This is a genomic window from Frondihabitans sp. 4ASC-45 (genome assembly GCF_049472575.1).
Lineage (GTDB): Bacteria > Actinomycetota > Actinomycetes > Actinomycetales > Microbacteriaceae > Frondihabitans.
The window spans coordinates 29,286-53,460 of sequence record NZ_JBCEBN010000014.1 but is presented as its reverse complement, the minus strand read 5'-3'; the positions used below and the strand labels follow the sequence as shown (position 1 = coordinate 53,460).

The following is a 24,175-nucleotide window of genomic DNA, read 5'->3' as shown; positions in this document are numbered from 1 at the left end:
GCGAGTCGCCGGCGGGGCGGCGGCAAGTGCCACCGAGGCACCACCCAACCACCTCCACCAACCCCCTACTCGTCCCCGTTTAGTGGAACTTACAGACTTACAGACTCCGGCACTACCGGACTCCGCAACTCACAGACTCCCGCACTCCGACACTCACAGACAGGCGGGGCGGGACGGCGACAGCGAGGCTCGAGGATGAGCGGAGGGAGGTAGGTCAGGACGAGGGCCGGGCTGCCCGGTCCCTGCCCACCTCGTGCCCTTGACGTTTTGTAAGTAGTGTGGTTTGGTTTGTGAAACCTTGACTCTTTGGAGACTGTAATGGCGGCGTTTTGGACACGGAAGAAGATGGCTCGGAAGCTGGGCGTGACCCCGCAGCGGGTGCACCAGATGCAGGCCTCGGGCGTCCTCGTCTCACCGGAGCGCGATGCTGATGGCGACGTCGAGGGCTGGCCTGAGACCTACGCCGAAGCCTTCGTAGGGCGCCGGCTCGGCCGGCGGGTCTCACAGTCGGTCTTCGGCCTCTCCCCCTCGACTGTGCCCGCCGAGCTGGTGGACGACACCGTGCTGCGCCTGCGCTCGAGCGACGACTGCACGATCTTCGCCATGCGACTCCAGCATCCCGAGGCGTCGGTGGTCTTCCTGCAGCCGCTCGCGTTCGAGCCTGAACCTGTGTTCGCCGGCGCCGCGCCGAGTGGCACCGCGCGCAGCGTCAGAACTGACGACGAAGAGATCCGCCTCGCTGTCCGACGTAGCGCCGACCTCTGGTTCGATGGCGACGTTACCCAGGCGGCCTTCGTGCTCGTGACCGAGCGGTATGGCTCTGCGTCGTTCTGGGACATCGTCGTCACCGATGACCCCACCGCTGTCGAGCAGCAGCGAGTAGCACCCCACTGGCTCGAGGTGGGCTCGCACGAGCAGCTGCCGCTGGTCGATGCCGGCACAGTCACCGCGGCCGTGCTTCGCGACCGTCTCGGGCGCCCCGTCCCAGCATTCTTGCCCGATCAGCTGACGCCCTCCGTGCTCGAGCGATGGCAGGCGAACGGCCGACAGCCGGTCGTCATCGTGCGCGACTACGGCGCGAACGATCGCGCTGTAGTGGCCGCCATGATGATCGACGCACTCGAACCCGTGCCGGAGGCCACCCGGGCCGCGATGGTCTCAGCGGTCCTCGAGGGCGTCAGGTGGGAGGACAGCGGCGCTGCCCCGTCGGAGCTCACCCCGAACATGGCCGCTGGTCTCGCCGATTGGGACGATGATCCCGCCGCCGTCGCTCAGCAACTGGTGCTGCAGCTCCCCGACTTCGCCAGCCGTGCGAGCGCTGCAGGGCTCCGCGACCGGCCGATGACGGTCCCCCTGACGCCGAGTGCGTTCACGAAGATCGCCAACGACACGCAGCGCCTCCTCTTCGACCTGTACGGGGTGCACGGCAAGCAGCCGGCTCCGCGTGTGGTCAGCGCGCTCGAGCTCGGACTCGATGCCCTCTTCCGACAGACCCAGACCGCCGCGTATCGCGCTGGCGACTACACCGGGACGGCTGATCTCTCCCCGCGAGGCGTCGCGCCGTTCTCGTTCAGAAGCTGGTCCGACCAGGCTTTCCACCCCGTCAGCATCGCGTTCGAGAACAGCTTGACCACCCCGGTGCGGGCCGATGACGCTGCGTTCCGGGCGATCAGCGCGGAGCTGCTTCGCCAGGCGGAGATCTCCGTCGACGCGGAGCAGCTCCGCGGCTTGCGCGTCGAGCTGTTCCGCGACGTCGCGGGGGTCCACGTCGGCCGGCTGCGAGCAAAGGACAGGACGTACTACTGCGTGGCAGTGCCGGTGCTCCCAGAGGGTGCGGAGGCTGCCGGCATCGTGCGCAGCTTCGCCAGCATCGTCGTGGAGCCCGACTCGCAGATGCGCCCTGTGTTCCTCGATACCTCTGCTGGCCCGACGGTGATGCCGTTCGGACGCCCCTTCTCCGGTGGGTTCACCCACGGCTACTCGGGTCATGGCCCGGGCAACCTCCAGACCTCGATCATCGCCTTCCTCGAGCGAGCCGGCGGCCGGCCAGTCCCGGACGCGACAGCGGAGCTCGTGCGCGCGGCCGTGCATGGCGCTGCCCAGGACGAACCCCTTGTCATCCCTCGAGGGCTGCTCGCACTCGGCGCGTGATCTCGAGCGGCGCCAGCGTCTGAGACGCGCGGCCGCATCAGGAGTCGGAACGGCTCACTTCGACGCTGTGCTGGCTCCAATCGAGGTCTGGTTCACCCTCCGCGAGACCCCCGTCGGCGAGCTCGTCGCAGAAGTCGATCGCCTCGCGGATGTCGGCCCGCTCGCGCAGCCAGGTGCGGCCGCTGACGGTGGGCGCGTGGGCGTACACGTCGACCCGATCGATCGCGTGCTCGTACATGGCGTTGCCCTCTGCTGCCGTCCAGGTCACCCGGAACCACGCCAAGGGTGCGCTCGAGTCGGACTCCTCGCGTCGGATGCGCGCCGTGCGAGTGTCCTCCCAGACGAGCAGGTAGCGGGCCACCCCTCAAGCCTCGCACCTCCCGACGCGCCCGCCGGGCACCGGTGGCCTCCCCCGCGGCGCCGCCGTAGCGTTGTGGCATGGGGACCGATCAGAACGCAGAACGAGACGCCATCAACAGCCTGCTCGAGGCACAGCAACGGTGGAGCGATCAGACCGACGAGATCCAGCGCCTGGGCGAGGGCGGTATCACCGGATTCACCTTCGGCCCGTGGTTCCTCGAGAACGGTGAAGCGCAGCTGCGCGTCCTCCTCCGCGCCTTCGACGTCGTCGACGTGTGGAGGTCCCTGTCGCAGCCGGCGCTTCCAGAGGGTGCCGAGGCCGAGCGTGACCACCTGATCACCACAGTCGCCGCCGTCGACGATCGGCAGCAGCTCCTCGACGACGTCGAAGTGATCGTCTCGGAGCGGCACGAGCTCCGCGCGCGCCTGGCGACCGACTACCACCTGGTCGACCCAGACATCACTCGTGCGGTCAGCGCCTCCGCCGACGCCCTGAAGGCTGCCGCCGGCGAGCTGCTGCAGGCGGTGGGCCTCTTCGCGAACCGGGTCGGCGAGCTCAACGCCAGGATGAGCATGCGGGCGTTGCAGGTCGCGGCCGATCGCCAGGGAGTGGCGTCGACGCAGATGACCGAGACCCGTGGGGACGACGGATCACTGCTGATGGGAGTCACGGTCGATCTGCAGCAGCGCACCGCAGCGCCCAGGGCGCCGTGGTGGCGGTTCTGGCGGCGGTGAAGTCGAAGGTCAGTTAGGCCTTGTCGAGGAGGTCTGCAAGTTCGCGGAGCGCCTGCGCGACCACGTGATGCTCTGTCTCGCCAGCCAGCTGCAGGGTGACTGCCCGAGGAGAGTCCGGAGTTTTGTCCTCGTCGTTGAACCAGATGTTGCCGGCGTTCGTGGCGTCGATGCGGATGCTGGTCTGTCCGCTGTTCCCGTCCGGGACGCCGAGCTTGACCGCGACCTCGAGCTGGCCGCCCAGGCTGGGGAACTGCAACAACTTGACGGCGCCAACGCTGCGCAGCGCTGATTCGCGCTGCGCCTCCTTCTCTGCCTCGTAACGGTCGTCGATATGGCGCTCTAGGTTCTCCTGCGCTGCGGAGGAGGAGCCCGCCAGTCTGTAGAGCTTCGAGTCTTCGTCTTCGTCGCGGTCCGGCACGGCAGCTCCTTCGGTTCGTGCTCCGACCGTGGTGTCGGAACGCTGTGAGGCATACATCCGCAGGTTACGCGGTGGCCTTCTCGGTGATGCGGCGGGCTTCCACGACAGTGTCTTCGACGACGCGGGCCTCGAAACGGCCAATCTTGTTGAGGCGGATCTTCTTGCCACGGCGGATCTCGCTGGCGAATGCGCGGGCGGCGCCGTTGGTTCGGCCACTGTAGATCCGGACCCAGTGGTCACCGCGGTTGTTCACGAGGATCTCGATGACCTGACGCTCGCTGGTCGGACGGGCGGTGGTCGCCGCCGGCAGGCCGAGATCGTGGCTGGTGAGGGTGTCGCTTGAGCGGAGGTCCTCGAGGAGCCAGCCGGCGGTCTTCGTGCTGACCTTGGCCAGGCCCGGCAGCTGAGCTGCGGCGCGCTCGGGCGGGATCGCGGTGTAGCCGGCGGACTGGTTCGGGTCGTAGAAGTCATCCTCGACGGCGGTGCTGCGGTGCCAGCTGCCCGTGTTGGGCAGGTAGACGAAGATCCGGTGCTCGCCGCCGGTCTCATGGGCTGCGATCCACACCAGCTTCTGGTCGCTGTCACGCACCTCGTAGAACTGGGTCATCGGCTTGTCTCCTCGGTCTCATTGTGCGCCACAGAGTAGGGATTCGGGTAGATCTTCTCGAGCAGCGGAAGGCCGCCGATCTCCGTGAGCTCGTCGAGGCCGGCGGGTGTTGGGATGCTCCTCGAGCGGATCGTCATCCGCTGGTGAGCGGCGGCGCGTTCCTCGTACGGAGTGGTGCGACGGTCGCGCTCGAGCTCGTAGTCCACGTGGTTCTCGTCCTTGACGCCCTGGCTGAGCTCGGAGTGGAACTGGACCTCCACGGGCCGCTCGTCACCGTGCTGCACGAGGACGTGGATGCCCTTGTAGGCGTTCCCGTCGACGTAGGAGTGCTCGGCCGAGACGACGGTGTAGCCGCGCTGCTGCAGGCCGCTGATGGTGGTTCTGACGGTGCCCGGGAGGTCGTCGTGGCGTTCTGTGACGGCCGTGTAGCGCAGCAGGTCGGTGAGCTTGTCGGAGGTGGCCTGTAGTCCGCCGGCGTCGCGGGCGGCGCCGCTGACTGTGGCGCGCTGGCGGAGCTTCCGGGCCAGGGATGCGGGGCTCTTCATCCGGAACTCCAGGCCATGCGGGTGGGCGCCGGCGGGGATCGCTGCAACGACGTCGCCCGTGGTGCGGCCTTCGACGGCCCGGGTCTCGGCGAGCACGGCGATGGTCTCGGTGGCGATCGCGGGCTCGTAGTCCCGCCAGACGGCCTCAGCGCCGTCCTGCGGGCCGTTCGCCGCCCAGTCGACCTCGGGGAGTCCGTCGTGCTGCTCGGGCGCGAGGTCGCCGTTGGTGAGCTGCTGGAGCCGCCGACGGTCTCGGCACCTCCGCCCTCCCTCGGCGCACGACTGGCACACGGTCAGGCCAGCGTGCCGTCGAGCAGCTGCCTCGAGCGGGCGTACTTGCTCGCGAGCCGACGTCGAGTGGCTTCGTCGAGCTGGGCAGTGCGCTCGGGGTCGGTGTTGTCCTCGATGTCTGCCCGCTTCACGGCCACCGCGCGGGAGTCCGATCGGACACGGGCGAAGTACTCCTCCGGGGGCTCCCCCACGCGCTTGGTGACCGCGTCGACGACGTCGACGACGTCGATCGGGATGCCGGCGCTGATGAGGTCGTCTCGGGTGAGATCGGTGTCCTCGAGGACGTCGTGCAGTAGAGCCGCGGCGATGACGCCCGGCGCTGCGGCGGGGTCGTGTTGGCGGACGCGCTCCGCCACCCGGATGGGATGGCTGATGTAGGCGTGCCCGGTCTTGTCGACCTGGCCGGCGTGCGCCTTCTCGGCGATCGCCAGCGCCACGCGCTCCAGCTGATCTGTGCTCATGCGTCCAAAGTAGCACGTTCCTCACATGACTTACAGACTTACGGAGTCCGTGACTTTGTTACTAACGAGTTCTGTAACTCTGTTGCTTCCGGAGTCCGGGTGTGATACATTCGTCAATGTCAGATCGAATTGGGAAGGGACAACGCATGTCGCCACGAATCATTGGGGTGGTCAACCAAAAGGGGGGCGTCGGGAAGTCGACGGTCACGATGGGGATGGCGGCCGTCTGCGCCGAAACCTCCAAGGTGCTCGTCGTCGACATCGACCCTCAGGGATCGGTCACGTTCTGGAGCGACCAGGCCGGGGACAACCTCCCCTTCGACACCACGTCGGACCTGGACCCGAAGAACCTCTCCCGCCTCCGCGAGCTCCCCTACGACGTCGTCTTCGTCGACACCCCGGGCTCCCTCGAGAACGAGCACATCCTGAACCCGGTGCTCGACGAGGCGGACTTCCTGATCCTGCCCACCGAGCCGGCCCCTCTTGCCGTGCCCCCGCTGCTTCGCACCGTCAAGCGCCTCATCGAGCCGCGCGGCGTGGACTACCGGGTGCTGATCAACAAGTACGACCCGCGCACCCCTCAGGACGCCGACGAGGCTGCCGAGCTCATCGACAACGCCGGGCTCAAGCGCTTCCAGACGCCGATCCGTTCGTACAAGATCCACACCCGGGCGCCGATCGACGGCCTCGTCGTCACGCAGTACAAGTCCTCCCGATCCGACCTCAAGGCGGCCGAGGACTTCCGCCGCGTCGCGATGGAGATGGTTTCGCTCTGGGCCAACGCCTCGACCAACAAGGGAGGCCGATGATGGCCCGCAAGAAGCTCACGTCACTCCTGGACGCACCCGCCGACCCCGAGGTCACCGAGGCGCCTGCCGAGACTGCGGCCGTCGCTGACGAGCAGGCCGCGCCTGCCGCCCCTGCCGCCGAGGAGCCGGCGCCGGCGGTGTCGCCTCGGTTCGAGGACTTCCTCCGCAAGGAGGCCCGGTTCCGGGAGGACCAGCTCGACGAGCTCTCCCGGCACGCCCGCCGGCTGCAGCGCCTCCGGACCGCTCCTGGTGAGCGCATCACCGACAACACCCTGATCCGGGTCGCGGTCGATCTGCTCATGACCCGCGTCGACGACCTGCAGGGCTCCAACGAGGACGAGCTCCGCTCCTCGCTCGGCCTGCAACTCACTGACTCTGTAAGTCTGTAACTACGGGAGTCCGTAGGTGCAGCACTCGGAAGGAATCGCGATGGATGACAGCTTCCGTCCCCGCGGCTGGACACCGAAGGAAGTCCCGACGATCTGGCTTGACCAGACGACCGGGCAAGGCGTGACCCGCGAGGGCACCTCCGTCCGCCCGAAGGTCGGCACCGGCCGCAAGAACCCGAACCTCACCGACCTACTCGACACCGCTGCCACCTACGGCGCCGAGCGGATCATGCTGACCGGCAAGCGCCCCGAGCCCGCCCCTGGTGTGCGGCACTGGCTCTTCGTGCAGACGCCGAACTGGGTGCCGGGCACCCACTGGGTCGCCGGGGGACCGCCCACCGGCCGGTTCCACCACGCCATCACCGGTCAGAAGATCGAGGTGCGCACAGCGGAGGAGTGGTTCGGCGAGGTGCCGCTGACGCCGGCACAGGCCCGCCTGGCGTGGGAGACACTCGGGGAGATCATCGCCGGCGTCGACGAGCGTGCCCGGCTGATGCTCTCACCGGCCGCGACCGGCACGAACCTGTGGGCCTGGTCCCTTCCTCGGAACGTCAACCCAATCCCCGTGTCGGCGGACATGGCGGCCGAGCTGCACGGCACCTCGGGGCAGCACCACCTCGAGCACCTGGTCGCTGGACCGAACTTCTCCGAGCACGACGACTGCGTGGCCCTGATCGACCCGGCCCAGGTCAAGAAGATCCAGACGTTCGCCCACACCGACGGCCGGTTCATGTACGCCTCCCTCGGCCGCGAGCTCGGCATCGGCCCGGGCCTGCGCCTGAACCGCGCCGGCGCGTACGCGCTGCTTGAGGAGGAGCCCTACGCTCGCGCCCGGTACTTCGTGCGGTTCAAGGTCCCGGAGAACTGGAACCACGTGGGCCTGCTCGGTGTGCGGCATCAGCGCGTCGAGGACGGCTGGTACTACCCGAACCGCCCTGGCGCGGTGGGGGAGACGTGGGCGGATTCCTCCGAGGTGTTCGTAGCCCGGAACGCCGGCTGGCTTGTGGAGCCCCTCGAGGCGGTGAAGTTCACCAAGGCCAAGCCCCTGGACACGTTCTTCGAGCGGATGAAGCGGGCTCGCGATCGCGTGCAGGAGAACCCGGACATGCCGCCGATGCTCCGGTCGGCCCTGGCGGGGGCGCTCCGAGCGATCCTGCTCTACACCGTCGGTAACTTCGCCTCCGCCGGCCGCGCGCAGACCCGCGTCGCCGAGAGCGCGTTCGACGTGCCGGCTGAGTACCAGTCGACGATGGTGCGCCAGGGGAAGGTGTTCGTCTACCAGATCCCCAGCACGGTGACCGAACGGACGCGGATGTTCTATCACCCGGAGTTCGCAGTGCAGATCTGGGGCCGTGGACGCGCTGCGGTGCTCTCGAGCTCCTCGGCTCTGGGGAAAAGCACCGCCGGCGCTCTCGCCGTTCCGGGGAACACCCTCATCGGCATCAACGGTGACGCGATCTACACGACCGAGGTGCCGTCGTGGGCGCTGCCCACCGAGCACGGTGGCGGCGACGACGGCAAGACGGGGCGCCTGCGGCTCGTGAGTGCTCTGACGGGGTCGTTCATGACGCCGGACTCGCTGCAGTCCCGCGACGCGCTGCGCAAGCGCGCCGACAAGGCCGGCCCGGCCAGCGCGTGGGAGAGCATGGCGGCGATGGCCGACTCGGACGTCGCCCCGGTGAGCGTCAGCTCGTGAGCGACGCCACGTCGCGTGAGGGCGGCTCCGCGCAGCAGCTGCTGCAGGAGCTCCGCGGCCGAGGGCTCAGCGTCTCGGAGATCGCGGGGGAGCTGCAGCGCTCTCCTCGCATGATCCGGAAGGTCCTCAACGGGGAGACCAGCGGCGCCGTCTACCGGGCGTCGCTGCTCGAGCTCGCTCGCACCGGGCAGACCACGACCGTGCCGCCGCGACGTCGATCGAGATCCGGTGACCTGGTCCGGGTGCGCAGCAAGGCCGGCGCCGCCGAGCCGACGGTCGTCCCGCAGGACACCGGCGGCCGGTACACGCCGAACCGGCAGGGTGGCCGGCTGCGAACGACGACGTACCTCGGTGGCGGTGGCCGGCAGCACGAGCTGCAGATTCCGAAGGGCAAGACCGCCAAGGGTCGCGAGCAGGCGAACTCCGAGATCCTGCACCGGGTCCGCTCCGCTGCTCGAGGGCAGGCCCGCGACACCCAGCAGATGATCAAGGCCCGCATCACCTACGCCAACGGTCGAGTGATGGAGGTCAAGGAGTACAACGCCTCGACGATGCTCAAGCGCATCAACGACCACGGCGGCGGCGCCCTGGGATGGTTCCGCGACGAGAACGGCGAACGGTACACGAACCTCGACGTCGCCGATCAACCGATCACCGGCGTGACGATGACCGTCTACGGCAAGGCGAAGACGCAGGAGTACGACCGGCAGCGCACCCGCGGCCGTCCGCGCCGCACACAGTCCGGGTGGCGCCCGAACTACTGAGCTCGGCCGACACAGCGAACGGTCCGTGAGGCGATGGGGGGATCGCGTCACGGACCGTTCGTGTTCTCCGAGTCGTGGGGGGACGACCCGGAAGCTACTGGGGGGAGCAGCTATGCACCCACGCTACTGCCGGCCGTCGTCGTCCGCACCAGACCCACCGAGTGCACGTGGCCGGCTCTCGGCGGGGCGCTGCGCCACCGCGGAGATCCCGCCAACGAATCTCGCGATCGGGCTCTACTTTGACTTTTCCCCGTGGATAAAATGGCCGGAACGTGCCCGCCAGGGCTAAGGACCGGCCATCTTCTCCCCGAGTTCAACTCAGTACCTCCGGAACTTACAGACTCCCGGACCCCGGCACTTCCGCTCTCCCGGAGTCCCAGACCTCGGCACTCCGGTCGTCCCGGACTCACGCACTTCCAGGGCTCGGCACTTCCGGACCCCGGCACTTCCGTGCTGCCGGACTCTGCGAGTCCCGAACCTCGGCACTGCCGAACTACCGGCGATCGCCCGACCGGGCCGCGGCCGATCGGGGCGTCGGCGCCGGGTCGGGCGCTGATCAGCTGCGGCTGAGGGCGCGCGCCGGCACGTACGGTTCGCGGTGTCGCAGCGACTTCGGGGGAGATCCCGCGGCGCGCACCGCTGCAAGGCCGGCGGCCCAGGCGTCCTCGCCCTCGGCTTCCATCCGAGTTCGCGCCTCGTCGAGCTCCTGCTGCCACTGCGGCACCGACCTGGTGCCGGTGAGCGACCGGGCGTGCGGCGCAGCGGCACCAGGAGCGACGTCGCGGCTGCTGGTGACGGTCTGCGCAGGTTCGGCGATCGAGGGGGTACCGGAAGGCTCTGGGGTGCTCTCGGCGGCCTTGAGGGCCTGCAGGCGGACCCAACCGTCGCGGAACGGTTCGTCGGTGGCCCAGAGCTGTTCGAGGTCGCAATGGCCGCGGAACTCCGGGGGAGTGGGGGGTACCTGCGCTGGGGTGGTCGGCCGGCGGAACGCGCGGGCCAGTCGGTGGCGGAGCCAGCCGAGCCCGTCCCGGAACCGGAAGTGCGGCTCCCAGCGCAGCACCCGCTCGAGCAGCTCGTCCGCGGTGTACGAGGCGTCGATGCCGAAGTCGTCGAGGATGCGAACCAGCCCCAGGACCGACCGTCCCTGCGTGAACCGGCCCACCACAGCACCGTCCCTGCCGATCACGGCCTGGTCCAGCTCCGCCACCAGGCGACGGAACGCCGGCGAGCGATCGCTGAGCGGCCGCATCCGCGCCCGTGTGCTTTTCACCTCACCGCGAGATCTCCCCTGCCCCGGGCGCGAAGCGTCCGTCCGCCGCGAACGCGGCTTGCTAGGTATCTCTGTAACGGGAGAAGTGCTCTTACTAGAGATGGAGCGATGTAGGTGGAAGGTGCGCCCCTTCGACGGAACCGGCTGACCCGCTGCCGCAGCCGCCCGATGCCCGGGGATGATCAACGCCGCCTCGTTGCCCACGGCCTTCTGGTAGAGCCCCCGGGCGCGGAACATCGCCTGCTCCCGACGCGACAACGGGCGCCCGATCCGGATGGTCGAGTACAGGCCCAGCTCGGTGAGGATTGCGGTGACCTGCTGCACTCGCTTCACCGCGGCCTGCACACGACGTCGTCCCTGATCGGAGGAGCTGTCGAGCTCGTCGACGTCGTCGAGCAGGCCCGCCCTCGTCGCGATCGTCTGATGCGACGCGGTCACCCCTCGTCCGGTCGCGTGGTCGGCGAACGACGCCAGCGATCGCACAATGGCCCAGAACGGCTCGTCGGCGACCCACTTGCGCGTCCACGCCTTCCGCAGCTCCCGGCCCTCCGTCGAGTTGCACGCAGCCGCGACCGCGGCGAGGTACTGCTGACGGGAAGACCACGCCGGCAGCGCCGCGTACGCACCCTCGGGCGCCGGGAGCGTCGACGAGCGCCGGCCCACGCGGGCGCTGTCGGACCAGTCAGTACCCCACGACGTCGGCGCCTTGAGCGCCACCCGCCGGCGGCCACGAGAGTCCTCGAGTACACGCCAGGCGACCCTCCAGGGCGTGCCGGGGTTCGGTGCGCCCTGAGCGATGGCCGGAGCCGAGCCGCGCTGTTCTGCCGATGCGGGGGGTACCGAACTGTCGGACCCCGGCACTTGCGAACTTACAGACTTCCGAACTTTCGGCGGCGTGGCGTGGCTAACCGTAGATCTAGGGCTTACGATGAGATCACCTCTTCCGGTCCCCTCCGGTGGGTACGACGAAGGCCCGGCTGATAACCGGAAATTCGAAGGAACGAACTCAGAACCTGTAGGTCGGCAAACTCGGCAGGTTCAGAGCCAAATACGTGGGCCCCTCGCTTCGGCGGGGGGCCTTTTGGTTTAGGCCTCGTCGATAGGCAGCTCCCCATCGGTCGACGGCACCGGGTAGGTCCACCACACCGGGACGCCACGCTCGTCGAGCTCGAGGTGCTCGACGACGCGCTCGAAGAAGACCGCGCTCGAGATCTCGAGACGGTCTGCGATGGCGTCGAACCGATCCTTGGCTGCACGCTCGACGACATAGCCCATCGGGACGGGGTCGTTGAGGGTGCCGCGAGGTCGGCGGTACGGAGCCATGCCCACAACATAGCTCTGTGCACATGGCTATTGGTGGTTGTTGTTCTGGCGTGTCGCATGTGTCAGTGCTGCTCCGGGAGGCGGGTGTCGACGCGCTCATCGACGGGGAGCGAGATCGTGCCGGGCTCGCCGGACTCGTAGTCGCGGTAGGACAGCTCGACGTAGCCCTCCTCGGCGTCGTCGTAGCCGGCGAACTCCAGGACCCCCCACATGCCGTCCTCGAGCTCGACGAGGGCGCCTTCGGACTGGAGGTACCCGTTGCCGTCCAGGAGCTCTTCGACGCTGGTCGTGGTGGGGGCCGCGTAGCCCTCGAACGGCTGCAGCTGCTCGTCGGGCTCTTCCGCCTCGATCTGGATCTGCTCGATCTTCTTCGCCGCGGGGGTCTCGAATACGCCCGCCATCTTCCGGACCGGCATCGCGTCGGCGACAGTTGCTTTGGTGATCCGGGCGGCCATGTAGTCGTTGAAGTCCGGACCGGTGTTGGTGGCCTTCTCGTCGTCGAGGTCGGGGAAGTCGTCGGGGTCGATGATCCGCTTGGTCTCCCAGAGGTCGACCTTCGGCCGCAGGCTCTGCACCAGCTCGAGGTCGGTGGGGAACGCCCACTCGGAGGGCTCGTTGGGGTCGGTCTGTTCCGGGTCCGGCGTCCAGTACGTCTGCAGCTCGACGGGGGTGCCCTGCTTGTTGCGGGCCATCCCGCGGCCCTTGCCGTTGACCGGGACGGTGGTGCCGGTGACGAACGACTGCCACATCATCTTCGCGCCCTCGGGGGAGAGCTTTCCGAGGCTGACGCGGAACCCGAAGTTGTCGCGCATGTCACCGGTCAGGAACTCCGCGTCGGGGCGCTGCAGGCCCAGGAGGAGGTGGATGCGGAGCTTCCGGCCGAGGCTGACGATGTCGGAGAACTCGGTGAGGGTCACCGGCGTCGTCGAGGCGCCCTTGGGCTTCACGGTGCGGTACCAGGCGAGCAGGGCGTTCCGGAACGTCTTGAACTCGTCCACGACGAACAGGACCGGCTCGAAGTCGTTCAACCGCACCTGACGGCTCTCGTACGCCTCCATGCGTTCCTGCATGAGGTCGTAGACCGCGCGGGTCACTCGGGCCTGGTGATCGATCCGGCCGGCGATGAGCTCCACGTTGGGGTACTCCCGCAGGCCGAGCAGCTCGATGCGCTTGCCGTCGATGCCCCAGATGTGCCAGCCCTGCGCGGCGAGGTACATCGTGATCCCGAGGATCACGACGGTCTTGCCCTTGCCGGTCTCGCCGGTGACGAGGCCGTGGGCCTGGTCCTTCGGCTTCCAGACGATCACTTCGCCGTCTTCGTCGACGCCGACCGGGACCGCCATCGAGTCGTACGTCCCCTTCGGGTCGACGACCTCCGGCGCCACCGCGGGGTTGGCGATCAGCGACTCCAGCTTGGGGCGCAGCTCGAACCGGACGAAGTCCTTCTGCAGATCCCAGAACGCACGCCACCGGCCCGAGAGCACGGCGCTGGTGGCGGTCTCGATGTGGGTCCGGACGCCCTCTCGGGTGAGACGGGGGGAGACCTCGAACTTGACGGTGATCTCGCGCGGGTCGCCGGCGTCGTCGGTCTTCGTGGACACCTGGGCGTCGCCGAAGATCTTCGCCATGTGGGTGCGCACCCGCTCGGTCTTCTCGTCGGCGTCCCGCTCGGTGGCGTTGTCGTGCTCCGCGAGCCAGACCAGGCCGCGTCGCTCGTTGTGCTTCACGACCCGGTAGACGATCCCGAACCGGGCAGCGGCGCGACGTCGGAGCTCGCTGACCAGCTCGAGGGCGTTCCCCTCGACGGATGCGACCGTGTTGTAGCTCAGTCGGATCTTCCGGGGGGTCCCGATCCAGCCGCCGCGCCATGCGCGCACGAGCACCCGAGAGCGGTCCGGTTCGGGCCAGCCGAGGACGGGGGTGACAGCGATGACGAACAGGTCGGCCATCGCCGTGCGTCGGCCGGCGCGCAGCCGGAGCGCGATCGTCGCGGCGATCAGGACGATCGCGAGGACTCCGACCAGGATCGCGGCGCCGGGACGGTCGAGGGCCGCGGCGATGCCTCCGGCGATGACGGCCGCAGCGAAGACGGCGATGACCGGGACGAACCATCCGCCGGTGCGGGGGAGCGGGCTGCCGTTGGCGACGCGGGTCATGCCCGGCTCCGCTTCTCCTGCGCTGCGCGCACCCGCGAGCGGATGACGAGCACCACGATCAGGATGACCAGCACGAAGGCACCGGCGACGACCGCGATCCGCGGCAGATCAAGGCCCGCGCCGGTACCGACGGGGATGAGTACCCCCTCGGTGGCGAGCACGTGGGCCTTGACGAGCCACGTCTGAGCGGTGGGTACCGCCGAGGCCAGCAGGGCCGGCCCGATCAGGACTACAGCGAGGATGCCGGCAAACCAGGTCCAGATGTCGTCGTTGCTGTTCTGCACAGCGTCTCCCTTCGTCGCGAGGCCAGGGGCGGCCCTCACTGGTTAAGGGGTGACGTCGACGGGGTCGACCGGGACAAATCCGTTTCGAGTCAGGGGATCTCGGGCGCGGCGTACCGCGTCGACGCCCACGTGATCGGCAGCTGGTAGGTGCCCGTGGTGGTCTCGTACTGACCGCCCGTGGGCTGCTCCTCGGGGCCAGTCGAGAACGCGTGGATGCACCACGTCAGCGTGTGATCGACGGTGGTGCTGGTGTGCGGGTCGAGGCCGGCGCAGCTCGTCGACGTCATCGTGTTCGACGCCGGCAGCGGGTCGGAACCTGGGTGGGTGGCGATCGTGAACCGGGAGAGGTCGACCGCCGACAGGTCCGCGATCGAGGAGGTGCCGGTGCCGTCCTCGTCGACGACACCGAGAACGACCAGCGACACCGGCATGGTCCAGACGGTGCTGTAGCCGGCAAGGGAGCTGCGCTGCTCGAGCACTGCACGAGCCTGGTCCTCCGGCAGCTGAGTGAGCTCGTCCATCGTGACGCGGGCGTAGACCGTCTCACCGCTCGAGGTGTCGATGGTGACCGTCGCCGGCAGGCCGACGGACAGCTGGGCGCCGGTGGTGCTGAGGCGGGTGTTCAGCAGCTCCTGCAGACCGCGCCCACTGTTCGTCTCTGGTGTGGTGGTCTCGTCGACGGGCGAGGTGGTCGAGGACGCTGCGGGCGTCGGTCCCGACGCGGCGGGACGGTGGGTGACGCCGATGATGACGGCGGCGACGATCGCGGCGACGGCGAGGACGGCGAGGAGGATCTTGCGCATCGGTCGGCCTCAGGCAGCGTAGGAGGTGCGGGCGGCGACGCTGATCCGGGACCGCACTCGAGCGAGGCGCTTGCGGACCCCCTCCGGGCTGATCCCGAGATCCCGGGCGATCGTCTGGTGAGTCTCCTCGCCGAGGTAGGCGCGGCCGAGCAGCGCGACCTCGGCGTTGGTCACGACGCGGGTGTCGACGGCCCAAGTCAGCAGGTTCGCGAGCTCGGACTCGGGCGAGGGCTCCGGCTCGGTCCAGGCGCCGGCGACGTGCTCGAGGATCTCGTCGGTGACGCAGTTGGTCAGTCCAGCGATGAGGCGATCGTTCGCGGACGGCTTCGGTGCGATCACGCTGAGGGTGCCCATCGTCAGGTTCGCCATGACGCGCGAGCGGAGGTGCAGCTTGTAGTGGCGGATGCTCTCCCACGCGGCACCGATCGCGATGTCGACCCGGTCGTTCCGAGTGAGCTCGTCCAGAGCGTGCACCCGGTGCGCCATGCTCCGAGCCGCGGGGATGAGCAGCTGCAGCAGCACCCGCTCCGAGACGCGGTCGCCGTGATGGGCGAGGCAGAGCAGGTCGTGCAGGAGCTCGTCGCGAGCATCGCCGGTCAGGTCGCGGGCACGCTCCACCATCGTCTGGACCGGCACGGCGCCGTGCTCACCGAAGACGTGCACCCGGCCGGCGAACTCGTTCTCCCACTCGCGGCGCAGCTTGTTGTCGAGCGAGAAAGCGCGGTTGGTGATGGTGCCCATGAGAACCCCCGAGGTGAGACGGACTGCGGTCTCAAACGACGGTCCTCAGCGCGGGGGTACTGCCGGGGGTACCGGCTGCGGGGATCTCGGAGGCAGGGGAGCGCTCCGCCCGCGGTCCTGGGCAAATCCGCATGACCCCGCGGATCGCAGGGGGATTCAGGCCCGGAAAATCTCTCGGACTTTTTTGTCCCGGTCGGCACTGGGGAGGGCACCCCTTAGGAGTGAGGGGCTATTCCGAGTCCCGCCATGACGAAGGGACCGTGCGATGCCCACGCACGAAGATGTAGCGCCGCAGCTGCCGGAAGGCCTACTCGGTGAGATCAGCGAGCACGCACGAGTGCTCTCCGCATACGACCAGGCTCAGGACGTCGCGCTCGAGCTCCACGAGAAGCCGTTCAGCCCCGAGACCAGGACCCGCGCCCTGGAGTACCTGCAGTCGCCGGAGTACGAGCAGGCCGCTCGCACGGTGCGCGGTCGTCGGGACGCATCATGAAGCTGCCCGGCAAGAAGCACGCTCCCGAGCAGCCGACGTCGACGCCGGCCGCGGCTCCTGACGTCGAGCCTGTCGCTCAGGCGGCCACCTGGACCAACGGCTCACGGCTCGGCTCGAAGGGGATCTCGTTCCTCATCGTCGGCGCACTCGTCTGCGGCCCCGTCGGCCTCGTCCTCGCTGCCACCAGCGGCGGCTCCAGCTCGGCTGCTCCGCAGGAGGCGAAGACCGAACAGGTGTCGCCGCTGCAGCAGTCGGCCGGATCGTTCGCGGCCGGGTACGTCGGCGCATGGCTCGGCGCGACCCAGGACGACAGCGCGGCGCTGGGCACCTACACCGACACCAACGTGCAGCAGCTCGCCAAGACCGGATTCGAGTACCGCAACGTCGCGGTGGCCTCGATCGTCAACGACGAGAACGCGCAGCTCAGCCAGGTCGTCGTCGCCGCGGATGTCAAAGACGACACCGTCGAAGAGGGCAAGGGCGACCAGTGGCCCCGTCGCTACTTCCAGGTCGTCGTCTCCGCCGCCGGCTCCAAGCTCGTCGCAGTCGGGCTGCCCGCCCCGGTCGCCGGCCCCGCCGCCGGTACGGACTCCCCTCGCCTCAACTACGGCGACTCGATCTCCTCGAGCTCCGCGGCGGGCAAGACCGTGACCGCGTTCCTCGCGGCCTACCTCACCGGCCAGGGAGCGACCGAGCCGTACACGGCCCCGTCGACGTCAATCCCGGCGATCTCCCCGGCGCCGTACTCGGATCTGACCGTGTCCTCGATCGACGGCGAGACCGCCCCTGCAGAGCAGCCCGAGGACGGCGCGACGGTCAAGGTCTACGCCACCGTCGTCGCCGCCAACTCGGTCGGCCAGCAGGCCACCTCGACGTACACCCTCGACCTCCGCGCCCGCGCGGACCGGTGGGAGGTCGCAGCGCTTGGCACCCCGCCGGCACTGTCCGACCAGACCGCCACCAGCGCCACCACCCCGACCCCGTCGCCGACCGGCGACTCACCCCAGAAAGGCAACTGACCATGTCCAGCATCACCGCGCTCACCACCATCGCCGCCTCGAGCGTCAACGACGCCAGCACCAAGTTCTACGTGCGAGCCACCGCCGGGCTCGGAGAGGCAGCCCCCCAGATCCTCGCGGGCGGCATCATCAGCACCGCGACCGACCAGCTCAACCAGTTCAAGACCCTCGTCGTCGTCATCGGCGGTGTGATCGGTCTGATCGCCTTCTTCATCATCGCCGCCAGGAAGAGCTGGGCGATCGGCGGGATCATCCAGGGCCTCTTCGTCGGCGCCCTCATCGCGTTCGCCGTCGGCGGCGGCGGAACGATCTGGCTCGGCAACCAGTTCAAGGACCAGCTGGGTAGCTGATCCCGATGGCAGAGCAGACACCGCAGGTCGCGCGCTTCTTCACCGGCGCGCGACGCATCCCCGTCCTGATCGGCAAGATCAACGGCGCCCGCATCCCGGGTGGCCCGTACACGCTGACACAGCTCGGAATCGGCGGCGTCGTGCTCTGGGTCGGCTACAAGACGGCCGACATCTGGGGTCCCGGGCTCTTCCCACTGATCCGCCTGATCGTCCTCGCGGGCGCAGCGTGGGGAGCCACATGGGCCGCCGGCCGCATCCCGGTCACCCGGCGCCGCCTGCCCGACCTCGTCGCCGACCTCGGCACGGCGATGTCCGTCCCGCAGCTCGGCAGCTACAAGGGCGCCCCCGTCCGTATCCCACGCCCCCACTACTACGAGGGCACGGTCCTGCTGCAGCTGCCCACCGGGACCGGAAGCCCCGCGGTCGCCGCAAGGAGGCCGGCGGTGATCGCCGACCAGGTCATCGTCGCCGAGATCCCCGCACCCGTCAGCCCACCGACGGCACCCGAGGCTCCCGACGAGCTGACACCGACCATTCCCACCGCGGACGAGCTGCCGGCCAACGTCATCCCCCTCCGCCGCACCTACGCGACCGGCGTCGAGCGTCTGCTCGAGCAGGCCCGCCGAAAGGAATCCAACTCATGAGCACCGAGCTCGAAACTGCACCTCTCGCCGGACCCCAGAGCGGGGCGGTGCTCTGATGGCTATGCGACTGCCCGTGGTGGCGATGACCGGACACCTGATGTGGACCCGCACCGGAACGGTGTGGGCGACCTGGCGGCTGAACGGCCTCGCGAAGGGGTTCGGCAGCTCGGACATGCGCGCCTGGTCGAAGCTGCACCACCAGAACCTCTTCCAGTCCGTCCGCGGCGAGTACCTGATCCTCGGCCTCACCGCCGACCTCGACCCGGTCTCGGTCGTCAACCGGATGCTCGAGAACGTCGACATCGACCAGAGTCCCGCGTGGGCCATGGAAACGATGCTTACCCTCGACGCTCTCGCCGAGCGCCCCCTCGGCAAGCGCGAGTACTGGCTCTCCGCACCACTGCGCATGGGGAGCGCCAAGCAGAAGGCCGGCGCCGCCTGGCGCAACGTCGACACGTCGTTCCGCGACCTCGTGTCGCTGCCCGTGAACCCGCCGACTCCCAAGGAGATCCTCGCGGCGCTGCAGACCGCCGGGAAGCTCGAAGAGCAGCTCCCCGTCGCGTTCGAGCCCCACCGGGCCAGCGTCGCCGAGCAGGTGTGGATCGCCACCCACTCCCAGACCCGCGGGCTCGGCATCGACAACGCCGCACCAGAACCCGCCGGCAGGACCCTCGGCGGCGTCGCGCAGCAGTACGGCGAAGACGACCCCTCCGACCGGTTCACCTCGCCCGCCGTGTTCCCGAACCCGCTCCTCGACGAGGGCGGTCAGACCGATCTCACCAACAAGCTGGCCAAGTTCGACCCGTTCAGCCGTCGCTACCTCAAGGTGCAGAACCTCCGCGAGGAGACGACGTCGTACCAGACGCTGATGGCCCTGGCCGGCACTCCGAAGGGCGGCTGGGAGACCCCCGCCGTCGACTGGGTCGGACGCATCGACGAGCTCGGCGTCGAGGCCGACTGGGCACTCCGCCTGAACGTCATCGCCGCCGGCGAAGCCGCACGCCGCAACAAGCGCGCCGAGACCAACCTCAACGACCAGCTCGACCAGCAGGACGGCACCGCCTCGATCACCGGCTCCGGCGGGCAGCTCGTCCAGACCGCCGCGACGCTGCAGGACTACCACTCCGAGCTCAACCGCTCGGACAAGGAAGTCGAGGTGCAGGCGACGATGATCCTCGCCGTGGCCGGCCCCACTGCCGAAGAAGCCCGCTCCCGAGCCCAGTTCCTCCAGAAGGACTTCAAGGGCATCGACTTCACGTTCGACATCCCGCTCGGCGCCCAGGAGGCGCTGTGGTGGGGCATGCAGCCCGGCGTGCCCACATCCCGTCAGGTGCGCGAGTTCGTCGAGATCACCACCGGCGCGATGTTCGCCTCGATGGTGCCCCTCACCTCGAGCGAGCTCGGCGACCGGACCGGCATGATGCTCGCCGAGAACGTCACCTCCGGCACCGCCCGGCCCGTCCTGCTCGACTTCGAAGCGCACGTGCTCGCCGACGTCTCCGCGTCGATCGCGTGTGCTGCAGAGCCCGGCGCCGGCAAGTCGACCCTCCTCAAGACGCTCCTCGGCGCCAACCACGACCGCGGCGCCCGGATCGTCGTCATCGACCGCACCGTGCTCATGGAGTACGCGAAGTTCGCCGAGTCGCTGGCCAAAGAGCAGACCGCCATCGTCGACCTCACCGACCCGATGTGGTCCCTCGACCCGCTCCGCGTCTTCGGAGCGCGCGCCGGCGCCGCCGCAGCGCAGACGCTGATGTCGGCCCTCCTCGGCATCCCCGCCCGCTCCCGCGAAGGCGCGCGCCTGTCCAAGGTGCTCGGCCCCGAATACGCCGCCGAGCACGAGCTCACCTCGCTCGGAGCGCTCTACACACACCTGCAGGAGCTCGGCAAGGGTGGCGACGTCCAGGCGGAAACCCTTTCGGACCTGATGGGGCTCTACGTCGACAAGCACTTCGGCAAGGTGCTGTTCGACTCACAGCTGCCGGCGCTGGATCTGTCCAAGCGGGCCATCGCATTCCTCACACACGGCGTCTCGCTCCCCGACGCCGACGAGATCAACAACCCCAAGCTCTTCGACGAGATGCCGATCGAGAAGCTCTTCGGCCGCGCCATGTACGCACTGCTGGTCTCGATCAGCCGGCAGGTGTGCTTCGCCGACGACGACGACCTCGCGGTGTTCGCCGTCGACGAGGTCTTCCACATCACGGCATCACCCGAAGGCCAGCAGCAGCTCAAGATCTTCTACCGCGACGGCCGCAAGCACAAAGCCGGCGTCGCCGTCGCCAGCCAGGACGCCCGAGACTTCGGCGACGAGCTCTCCCGCGGCATGATCAAGACCCGCGTCGTGATGCGGCAGACCGACCGCAAGCTCGCCGCAGGGAACCTCGAATGGTTCCACGAGGGCCTCGGCGAGGACCCGTCGATGGTGGACCTCGTCACGCAGGATCTCTCCCCGATCGGCGCGAACGGGCAGGTGGCCCCCGACCGCCGAGGCGAAGCCCTCTACCTCGACGTCCAAGGCCGCATGGGCAAGATCCGCGTCGCACTCCCGCAGGAACCCGAGCGACGCAAGACGGTCCTGTCGACGCCCTCGAGGGCCATCACCCCCGCCGAGCGTGAGCAGACAGCCCTCGCCGAAAGCGCGGTGTCCGCATGATCCTCTTCCTCGCCTCCGGCTACCGCACCACCCGCTACCGACTGCGCCGGCTCTGGGCGTGGGCCGTGCTCCACCCCAAGACCGCGATGCTGCTCCTGCTCGGCGTGTGCTGGCTCGTGTCCGCGATCATCGCCGTCCCCGCCGCCTACGCCGACGGGTCCGCGAACTCGTCGGCACCGCCCTACATGCCGCCCACCGACCTCAAGGACTCCTCCGGGGTGCCGCTGTGGCGCTACTCCGTGCTGCCGCTGGACCGCGGCGACGTCTGGCACCCCACCAAGACAGTCGTCTCGGGCATCGTCGACGGGGTCTGGATCTTCAACCTCGCCTGCCTCTCGTGGTGCCTCTGGCTGCTGTCGTTCCTGCTCGAGTTCACCTGGGTGGACTGGATCGCGACGCCCGTCGGCGCGATCGCCACAACCATGCAGTCGGTGCTGTCGCAGATCGGCTGGCCGGCACTGGCGATGATGATCGCCGGTGGAGTGTTCGGAATGGCGATCGCCCTCGGCAAGTTCGCCCGCGGCACCATCGACCTCTCCGTCTCGATCCTCTGCTTCGTCCTCGCCACCGGCGCCCTGGCGAACCCCGTCACAGCGTTGACCGGCGAGCACGGCGCCCTCACTTGGGCGCAGTCCACCGGCGCGAACCTCTCCGTCAGCGTCCTCGACACAGAGGGCGCAGACCCCACCGGCACCCCCGACAAGTCCCAGGCACAGGAGATGATCTCGCAGTCGCTGATGGGCGGGCTCATCGACGTCTTCGTCCGCATCCCCGCGCAGGAGGTCGCCTTCGGGCACTCCCTGAGCGGCGAATGCGACACCACGTTCACCAACCAGATGAAGAACGCCTCCGCCTACGACACCAGCTCCACCACCGTCCGCGACGCCGTCGGCAAGTGCGACAAGGACGCTCAGGAGTACGTCACCCACCCCAGCCCCGGGCAGGTGATCACAGCGCTGTCGATCATGGGCGGCAGTGGCACCCTGCTCCTCATCGCCCTCGCGATGGCGCTGGTGTGCCTCATCGCGGTCATCTACGCACTGCTGAGCGCGTTCAAGCTGATCGGGTACGTCTACGCAGCGATGCTGCCCGGCGTCGCCCGAGAGGGGCTCTGGAACTCGTTCATCGGCATGTACGTCGGCGCGCTCTCCGTCGGGGTGTCGATCGTCACCCTCGCCGCCTACCTGCGGATCTTGTCGTCGGTGATGAAGGCCGTCTCCGAAGGCGGCCTCCCGATCGTCGCGCAGACCGCGGTGATCAACATCTTCGTGATCGCCTTGATCATCACGCTGGTCACCTTCTACGTCCGGATGCGCAAGAAGGGCGTCCGTCTCGCCCAGTGGCTCTCCAAGCTCGGCTACGGCGGCAACGGGCAGCCCAGCTCGATGTCTCCGATCGGCAAGGAAGCCCTCCGCACCGCCGGCCGCTACGCCGCGAACCGGCTCAGCCAGCGACCGCAGAAGAAGGCCCTGCCGGCAGCGCCCGAACCGTCCAGCATCGACGGCGGCCACCTCACCGCCACCACCAGCCGCGCCGCCGGCGGCGTCGGCAAGGCCGTGCGCGTCGCGTCGACTGTCGGCCAACTCGGCGCCGCAGCTGCAACGGGTGGCACCTCCGCGGTCGCCATCAAGACCGCCCAGATCGGCGGACGAAAGGTGCTCCAGCGCCACGCCCTGAGCGCCGGGGCCTCCGCCGTCGGCAACGTCCTCGAGCACAAGACGGCCAGGCCTGCCCCCTCGACGTCTTCGTCACCGTCGACGCCCACTCTCAGCGCCCCGGCAGGACGGGCCGCGCTCACCAGCCCGAAGTCCTCCGGATCTCCCGCCGGGCGGACACCGGCGATCGGTTCAGGACCCACACCGGCCCCCACGCCGCCGGCACAGAGCCCCGCCGTCCCGTTCGGTCGCCAGATCGTCGTCGACAAGAGCGGCGTCGGGCAGATCGCTCCCGCCGCACAGAACCGCGGCGGCGTCTACCAGGTCACCCGAATGCGGCCCGACGCAGTGCAGCAGTCCCCGGTCCGAGCTGCGCTCGAGCGGGCCGCGAAGAAGGAGCTCGTCTCGTGAACAAGAAGATGCTCGCCATCGTCGCCGGCGGCGCCGCGATCCTGCTCATCCCCGCGATCGGGATCGTCGGATTCACCGCGACCTCGCTGCAGCTGCTCGTCAGCTCTCCCGTGGCCCTCGGGTGCGCCGCCCCAGGCGGCGGAGGCGCTGCGGCGGCTCCCGCCGGGGAGGATGCCACCGCGGCCGGCCAGGTCGACAGTGGCAACGGCAAGACGCTCACGCTCACCGGCGAGCAGCGAGACAACGCGCAGACCATCATCTCGGTCGCGAGGGGACTCAACATCCCTTCGCGGGGAGTCCAAGTCGCACTGATGACGGCCCTGCAGGAGTCCACGCTGCGCAACCTCGACTACGGCGATCGCGACTCGGTGGGGATCTTCCAGCAGCGCGCGAACTGGGGTTCCCTCGAGGAGCGGATGGACCCTGTGTACGAGGCCAAGGCGTTCTTCGGCGGCCCCCTGGGCCCGAACCACGGCACCCCGAAGGGGCTGCTCGACATCCCCAACTGGCAGACCCAGACCCTCGGCGAAGCGGCACAGGCCGTGCAGATCTCCGGGTTCCCCTCGGCCTACGACAAGTGGGAGACCGCCGCCGCGAACATCATGAGCGACGAGGGCGTCAACGTCACTGCCGACACCGTCTCGCAGACCACCAGCAGCGGTAGCGGGTGCGGCGGAGGGGGTTCGAGCAGCGCCGGCGGCGCCGACGCGCAGACCGGATCGTGGTCGGCACCCAACGGCAAGACCGGCGCCGACATGGTCGCCTACGCCGAGCAGTACGTCGGGAAGGTGCCCTACTCGGGAGCGTGCGGCTCTGCCGGCAGCCCGACGGCCGGCTGGTGCTGCACCGGGTTCGTCTACTACATGTACCACCAGGTGCTCGGCATCGATCTGCCCAGCCCCGTCGTCTCCGGCCAGCTCGCGCAATCGCACCAGATCCCCGCCTCCGAGGCGCAGGCCGGCGACCTGGTCGCCTGGGTCGGGCACCACATCGGCATCTACGACGGCAAGGGCGGCCTCATCCACTCGCCCGACTGGGGCCGGAACCTCACCCACGCGAAGAGCTACCAGTTCACCATCGGGGGAGTGCAGCCCACGTTCTGGCGCGTCAACGCCCTCGGCAGCGGCAGCTGGTGACGCAGGCG

The 24,175-nt window shown here is 69.0% G+C and carries 24 protein-coding genes; 13 read left to right on the top strand and 11 right to left on the bottom strand.

Annotated features, from left to right (window positions below; translation table 11 throughout):
• Positions 1-345 precede the first annotated feature (345 nt).
• The gene (locus tag VH571_RS16315; RefSeq protein ID WP_423265476.1) at positions 346-2,151 is read left to right on the top strand and encodes a hypothetical protein; all 1,806 of its coding nucleotides are present in this window, start codon (positions 346-348) and stop codon (positions 2,149-2,151) included.
• A gap of 37 nt (positions 2,152-2,188) precedes the next feature.
• Here the strand turns inward: VH571_RS16315 and VH571_RS16310 are convergent, their stop codons facing one another.
• Positions 2,189-2,512, bottom strand: a complete 324-nt coding sequence (locus VH571_RS16310; protein ID WP_423265475.1) for a hypothetical protein — start codon at positions 2,510-2,512, stop codon at positions 2,189-2,191.
• Positions 2,513-2,589: 77 nt separating this feature from the next.
• On the opposite strand from VH571_RS16310, the gene VH571_RS16305 reads away from it, so the two are divergent.
• Positions 2,590-3,246 (top strand): hypothetical protein, encoded by a 657-nt coding sequence (locus VH571_RS16305; protein WP_423265474.1) that lies wholly within the window; start codon positions 2,590-2,592, stop codon positions 3,244-3,246.
• 13 nt (positions 3,247-3,259) lie between these two features.
• On the opposite strand, the gene VH571_RS16300 is transcribed toward VH571_RS16305, so the two are convergent.
• The 4 genes from VH571_RS16300 to VH571_RS16285 form a co-directional block, all read right to left on the bottom strand.
• The gene (locus tag VH571_RS16300) at positions 3,260-3,664 is read right to left on the bottom strand and encodes a hypothetical protein (RefSeq protein ID WP_423265472.1); all 405 of its coding nucleotides are present in this window, start codon (positions 3,662-3,664) and stop codon (positions 3,260-3,262) included.
• A 64-nt stretch (positions 3,665-3,728) separates the two neighbouring features.
• Positions 3,729-4,271 (bottom strand): hypothetical protein, encoded by a 543-nt coding sequence (locus VH571_RS16295; RefSeq protein WP_423265471.1) that lies wholly within the window; start codon positions 4,269-4,271, stop codon positions 3,729-3,731.
• Positions 4,268-5,107 carry a hypothetical protein gene (locus tag VH571_RS16290; protein WP_423265470.1) on the bottom strand — a complete coding sequence of 280 codons (840 nt, stop codon included), beginning with the start codon at positions 5,105-5,107 and terminating at the stop codon, positions 4,268-4,270. Before VH571_RS16290 ends, VH571_RS16295 begins: the two co-directional genes overlap by 4 nt.
• A gap of 2 nt (positions 5,108-5,109) precedes the next feature.
• Positions 5,110-5,568: an HD domain-containing protein gene (locus VH571_RS16285; protein WP_423265469.1), complete on the bottom strand. Its 459-nt coding sequence runs from the start codon at positions 5,566-5,568 to the stop codon at positions 5,110-5,112.
• 146 nt (positions 5,569-5,714) lie between these two features.
• Here VH571_RS16285 and VH571_RS16280 point away from each other — a divergent pair, with 146 nt between their 5' ends.
• From VH571_RS16280 to VH571_RS16265, 4 genes are read left to right on the top strand one after another with little or no spacing between them, the layout of a single operon-like run.
• Entirely contained in the window at positions 5,715-6,377 is a 663-nt protein-coding gene (locus VH571_RS16280; RefSeq protein ID WP_423265468.1) for a ParA family protein, read from the top strand.
• A complete protein-coding gene (locus VH571_RS16275; protein ID WP_423265467.1) occupies positions 6,374-6,766 on the top strand; it encodes a hypothetical protein in 393 nt (130 codons plus the stop codon). Before VH571_RS16280 ends, VH571_RS16275 begins: the two co-directional genes overlap by 4 nt.
• A 40-nt stretch (positions 6,767-6,806) precedes the next feature.
• Positions 6,807-8,462 carry a hypothetical protein gene (locus VH571_RS16270; RefSeq protein ID WP_423265465.1) on the top strand — a complete coding sequence of 552 codons (1,656 nt, stop codon included), beginning with the start codon at positions 6,807-6,809 and terminating at the stop codon, positions 8,460-8,462.
• Complete coding sequence (locus VH571_RS16265) at positions 8,459-9,226, top strand: hypothetical protein (RefSeq protein WP_423265464.1); 768 nt, start codon at positions 8,459-8,461, stop codon at positions 9,224-9,226. The genes VH571_RS16270 and VH571_RS16265 overlap by 4 nt, the downstream gene beginning before the upstream one ends.
• A 556-nt stretch (positions 9,227-9,782) precedes the next feature.
• On the opposite strand, the gene VH571_RS16260 is transcribed toward VH571_RS16265, so the two are convergent.
• The 6 genes from VH571_RS16260 to VH571_RS16235 form a co-directional block, all read right to left on the bottom strand.
• Positions 9,783-11,357: a hypothetical protein gene (locus VH571_RS16260; RefSeq protein ID WP_423265462.1), complete on the bottom strand. Its 1,575-nt coding sequence runs from the start codon at positions 11,355-11,357 to the stop codon at positions 9,783-9,785.
• Positions 11,358-11,582: 225 nt separating this feature from the next.
• Positions 11,583-11,819: a hypothetical protein gene (locus VH571_RS16255; protein WP_423265461.1), complete on the bottom strand. Its 237-nt coding sequence runs from the start codon at positions 11,817-11,819 to the stop codon at positions 11,583-11,585.
• Positions 11,820-11,881: 62 nt separating this feature from the next.
• On the bottom strand, positions 11,882-13,975 hold the full coding sequence (locus VH571_RS16250; protein ID WP_423265460.1) for an FtsK/SpoIIIE domain-containing protein: 2,094 nt from the start codon (positions 13,973-13,975) through the stop codon (positions 11,882-11,884).
• Positions 13,972-14,259 carry a hypothetical protein gene (locus VH571_RS16245; RefSeq protein WP_423265459.1) on the bottom strand — a complete coding sequence of 96 codons (288 nt, stop codon included), beginning with the start codon at positions 14,257-14,259 and terminating at the stop codon, positions 13,972-13,974. Before VH571_RS16245 ends, VH571_RS16250 begins: the two co-directional genes overlap by 4 nt.
• Before the next feature lie 89 nt (positions 14,260-14,348).
• A complete protein-coding gene (locus VH571_RS16240) occupies positions 14,349-15,062 on the bottom strand; it encodes a hypothetical protein (protein ID WP_423265458.1) in 714 nt (237 codons plus the stop codon).
• Positions 15,063-15,071: 9 nt separating this feature from the next.
• Positions 15,072-15,803 carry a hypothetical protein gene (locus VH571_RS16235; protein WP_423265456.1) on the bottom strand — a complete coding sequence of 244 codons (732 nt, stop codon included), beginning with the start codon at positions 15,801-15,803 and terminating at the stop codon, positions 15,072-15,074.
• Between the two features lie 265 nt (positions 15,804-16,068).
• Here VH571_RS16235 and VH571_RS16230 point away from each other — a divergent pair, with 265 nt between their 5' ends.
• The 7 genes from VH571_RS16230 to VH571_RS16200 are packed head-to-tail and all read left to right on the top strand — an operon-like array spanning position 16,069 to position 24,167.
• Entirely contained in the window at positions 16,069-16,296 is a 228-nt protein-coding gene (locus VH571_RS16230; protein ID WP_423265455.1) for a hypothetical protein, read from the top strand.
• A complete protein-coding gene (locus tag VH571_RS16225) occupies positions 16,293-17,315 on the top strand; it encodes a conjugal transfer protein (RefSeq protein ID WP_423265453.1) in 1,023 nt (340 codons plus the stop codon). Before VH571_RS16230 ends, VH571_RS16225 begins: the two co-directional genes overlap by 4 nt.
• Positions 17,316-17,317: 2 nt before the next feature.
• Positions 17,318-17,665: a hypothetical protein gene (locus tag VH571_RS16220; protein ID WP_423265451.1), complete on the top strand. Its 348-nt coding sequence runs from the start codon at positions 17,318-17,320 to the stop codon at positions 17,663-17,665.
• Positions 17,666-17,670: 5 nt separating this feature from the next.
• Positions 17,671-18,309, top strand: coding sequence for a hypothetical protein (locus VH571_RS16215; RefSeq protein ID WP_423265450.1), 639 nt, complete (start codon positions 17,671-17,673; stop codon positions 18,307-18,309).
• Positions 18,310-18,364: 55 nt separating this feature from the next.
• On the top strand, positions 18,365-20,965 hold the full coding sequence (locus VH571_RS16210) for an ATP-binding protein (protein ID WP_423265449.1): 2,601 nt from the start codon (positions 18,365-18,367) through the stop codon (positions 20,963-20,965).
• Positions 20,962-23,031 (top strand): hypothetical protein, encoded by a 2,070-nt coding sequence (locus VH571_RS16205; RefSeq protein WP_423265448.1) that lies wholly within the window; start codon positions 20,962-20,964, stop codon positions 23,029-23,031. Before VH571_RS16210 ends, VH571_RS16205 begins: the two co-directional genes overlap by 4 nt.
• Positions 23,028-24,167 carry a C40 family peptidase gene (locus VH571_RS16200; protein ID WP_423265447.1) on the top strand — a complete coding sequence of 380 codons (1,140 nt, stop codon included), beginning with the start codon at positions 23,028-23,030 and terminating at the stop codon, positions 24,165-24,167. The genes VH571_RS16205 and VH571_RS16200 overlap by 4 nt, the downstream gene beginning before the upstream one ends.
• The last annotated feature ends 8 nt before the right edge of the window (positions 24,168-24,175 follow it).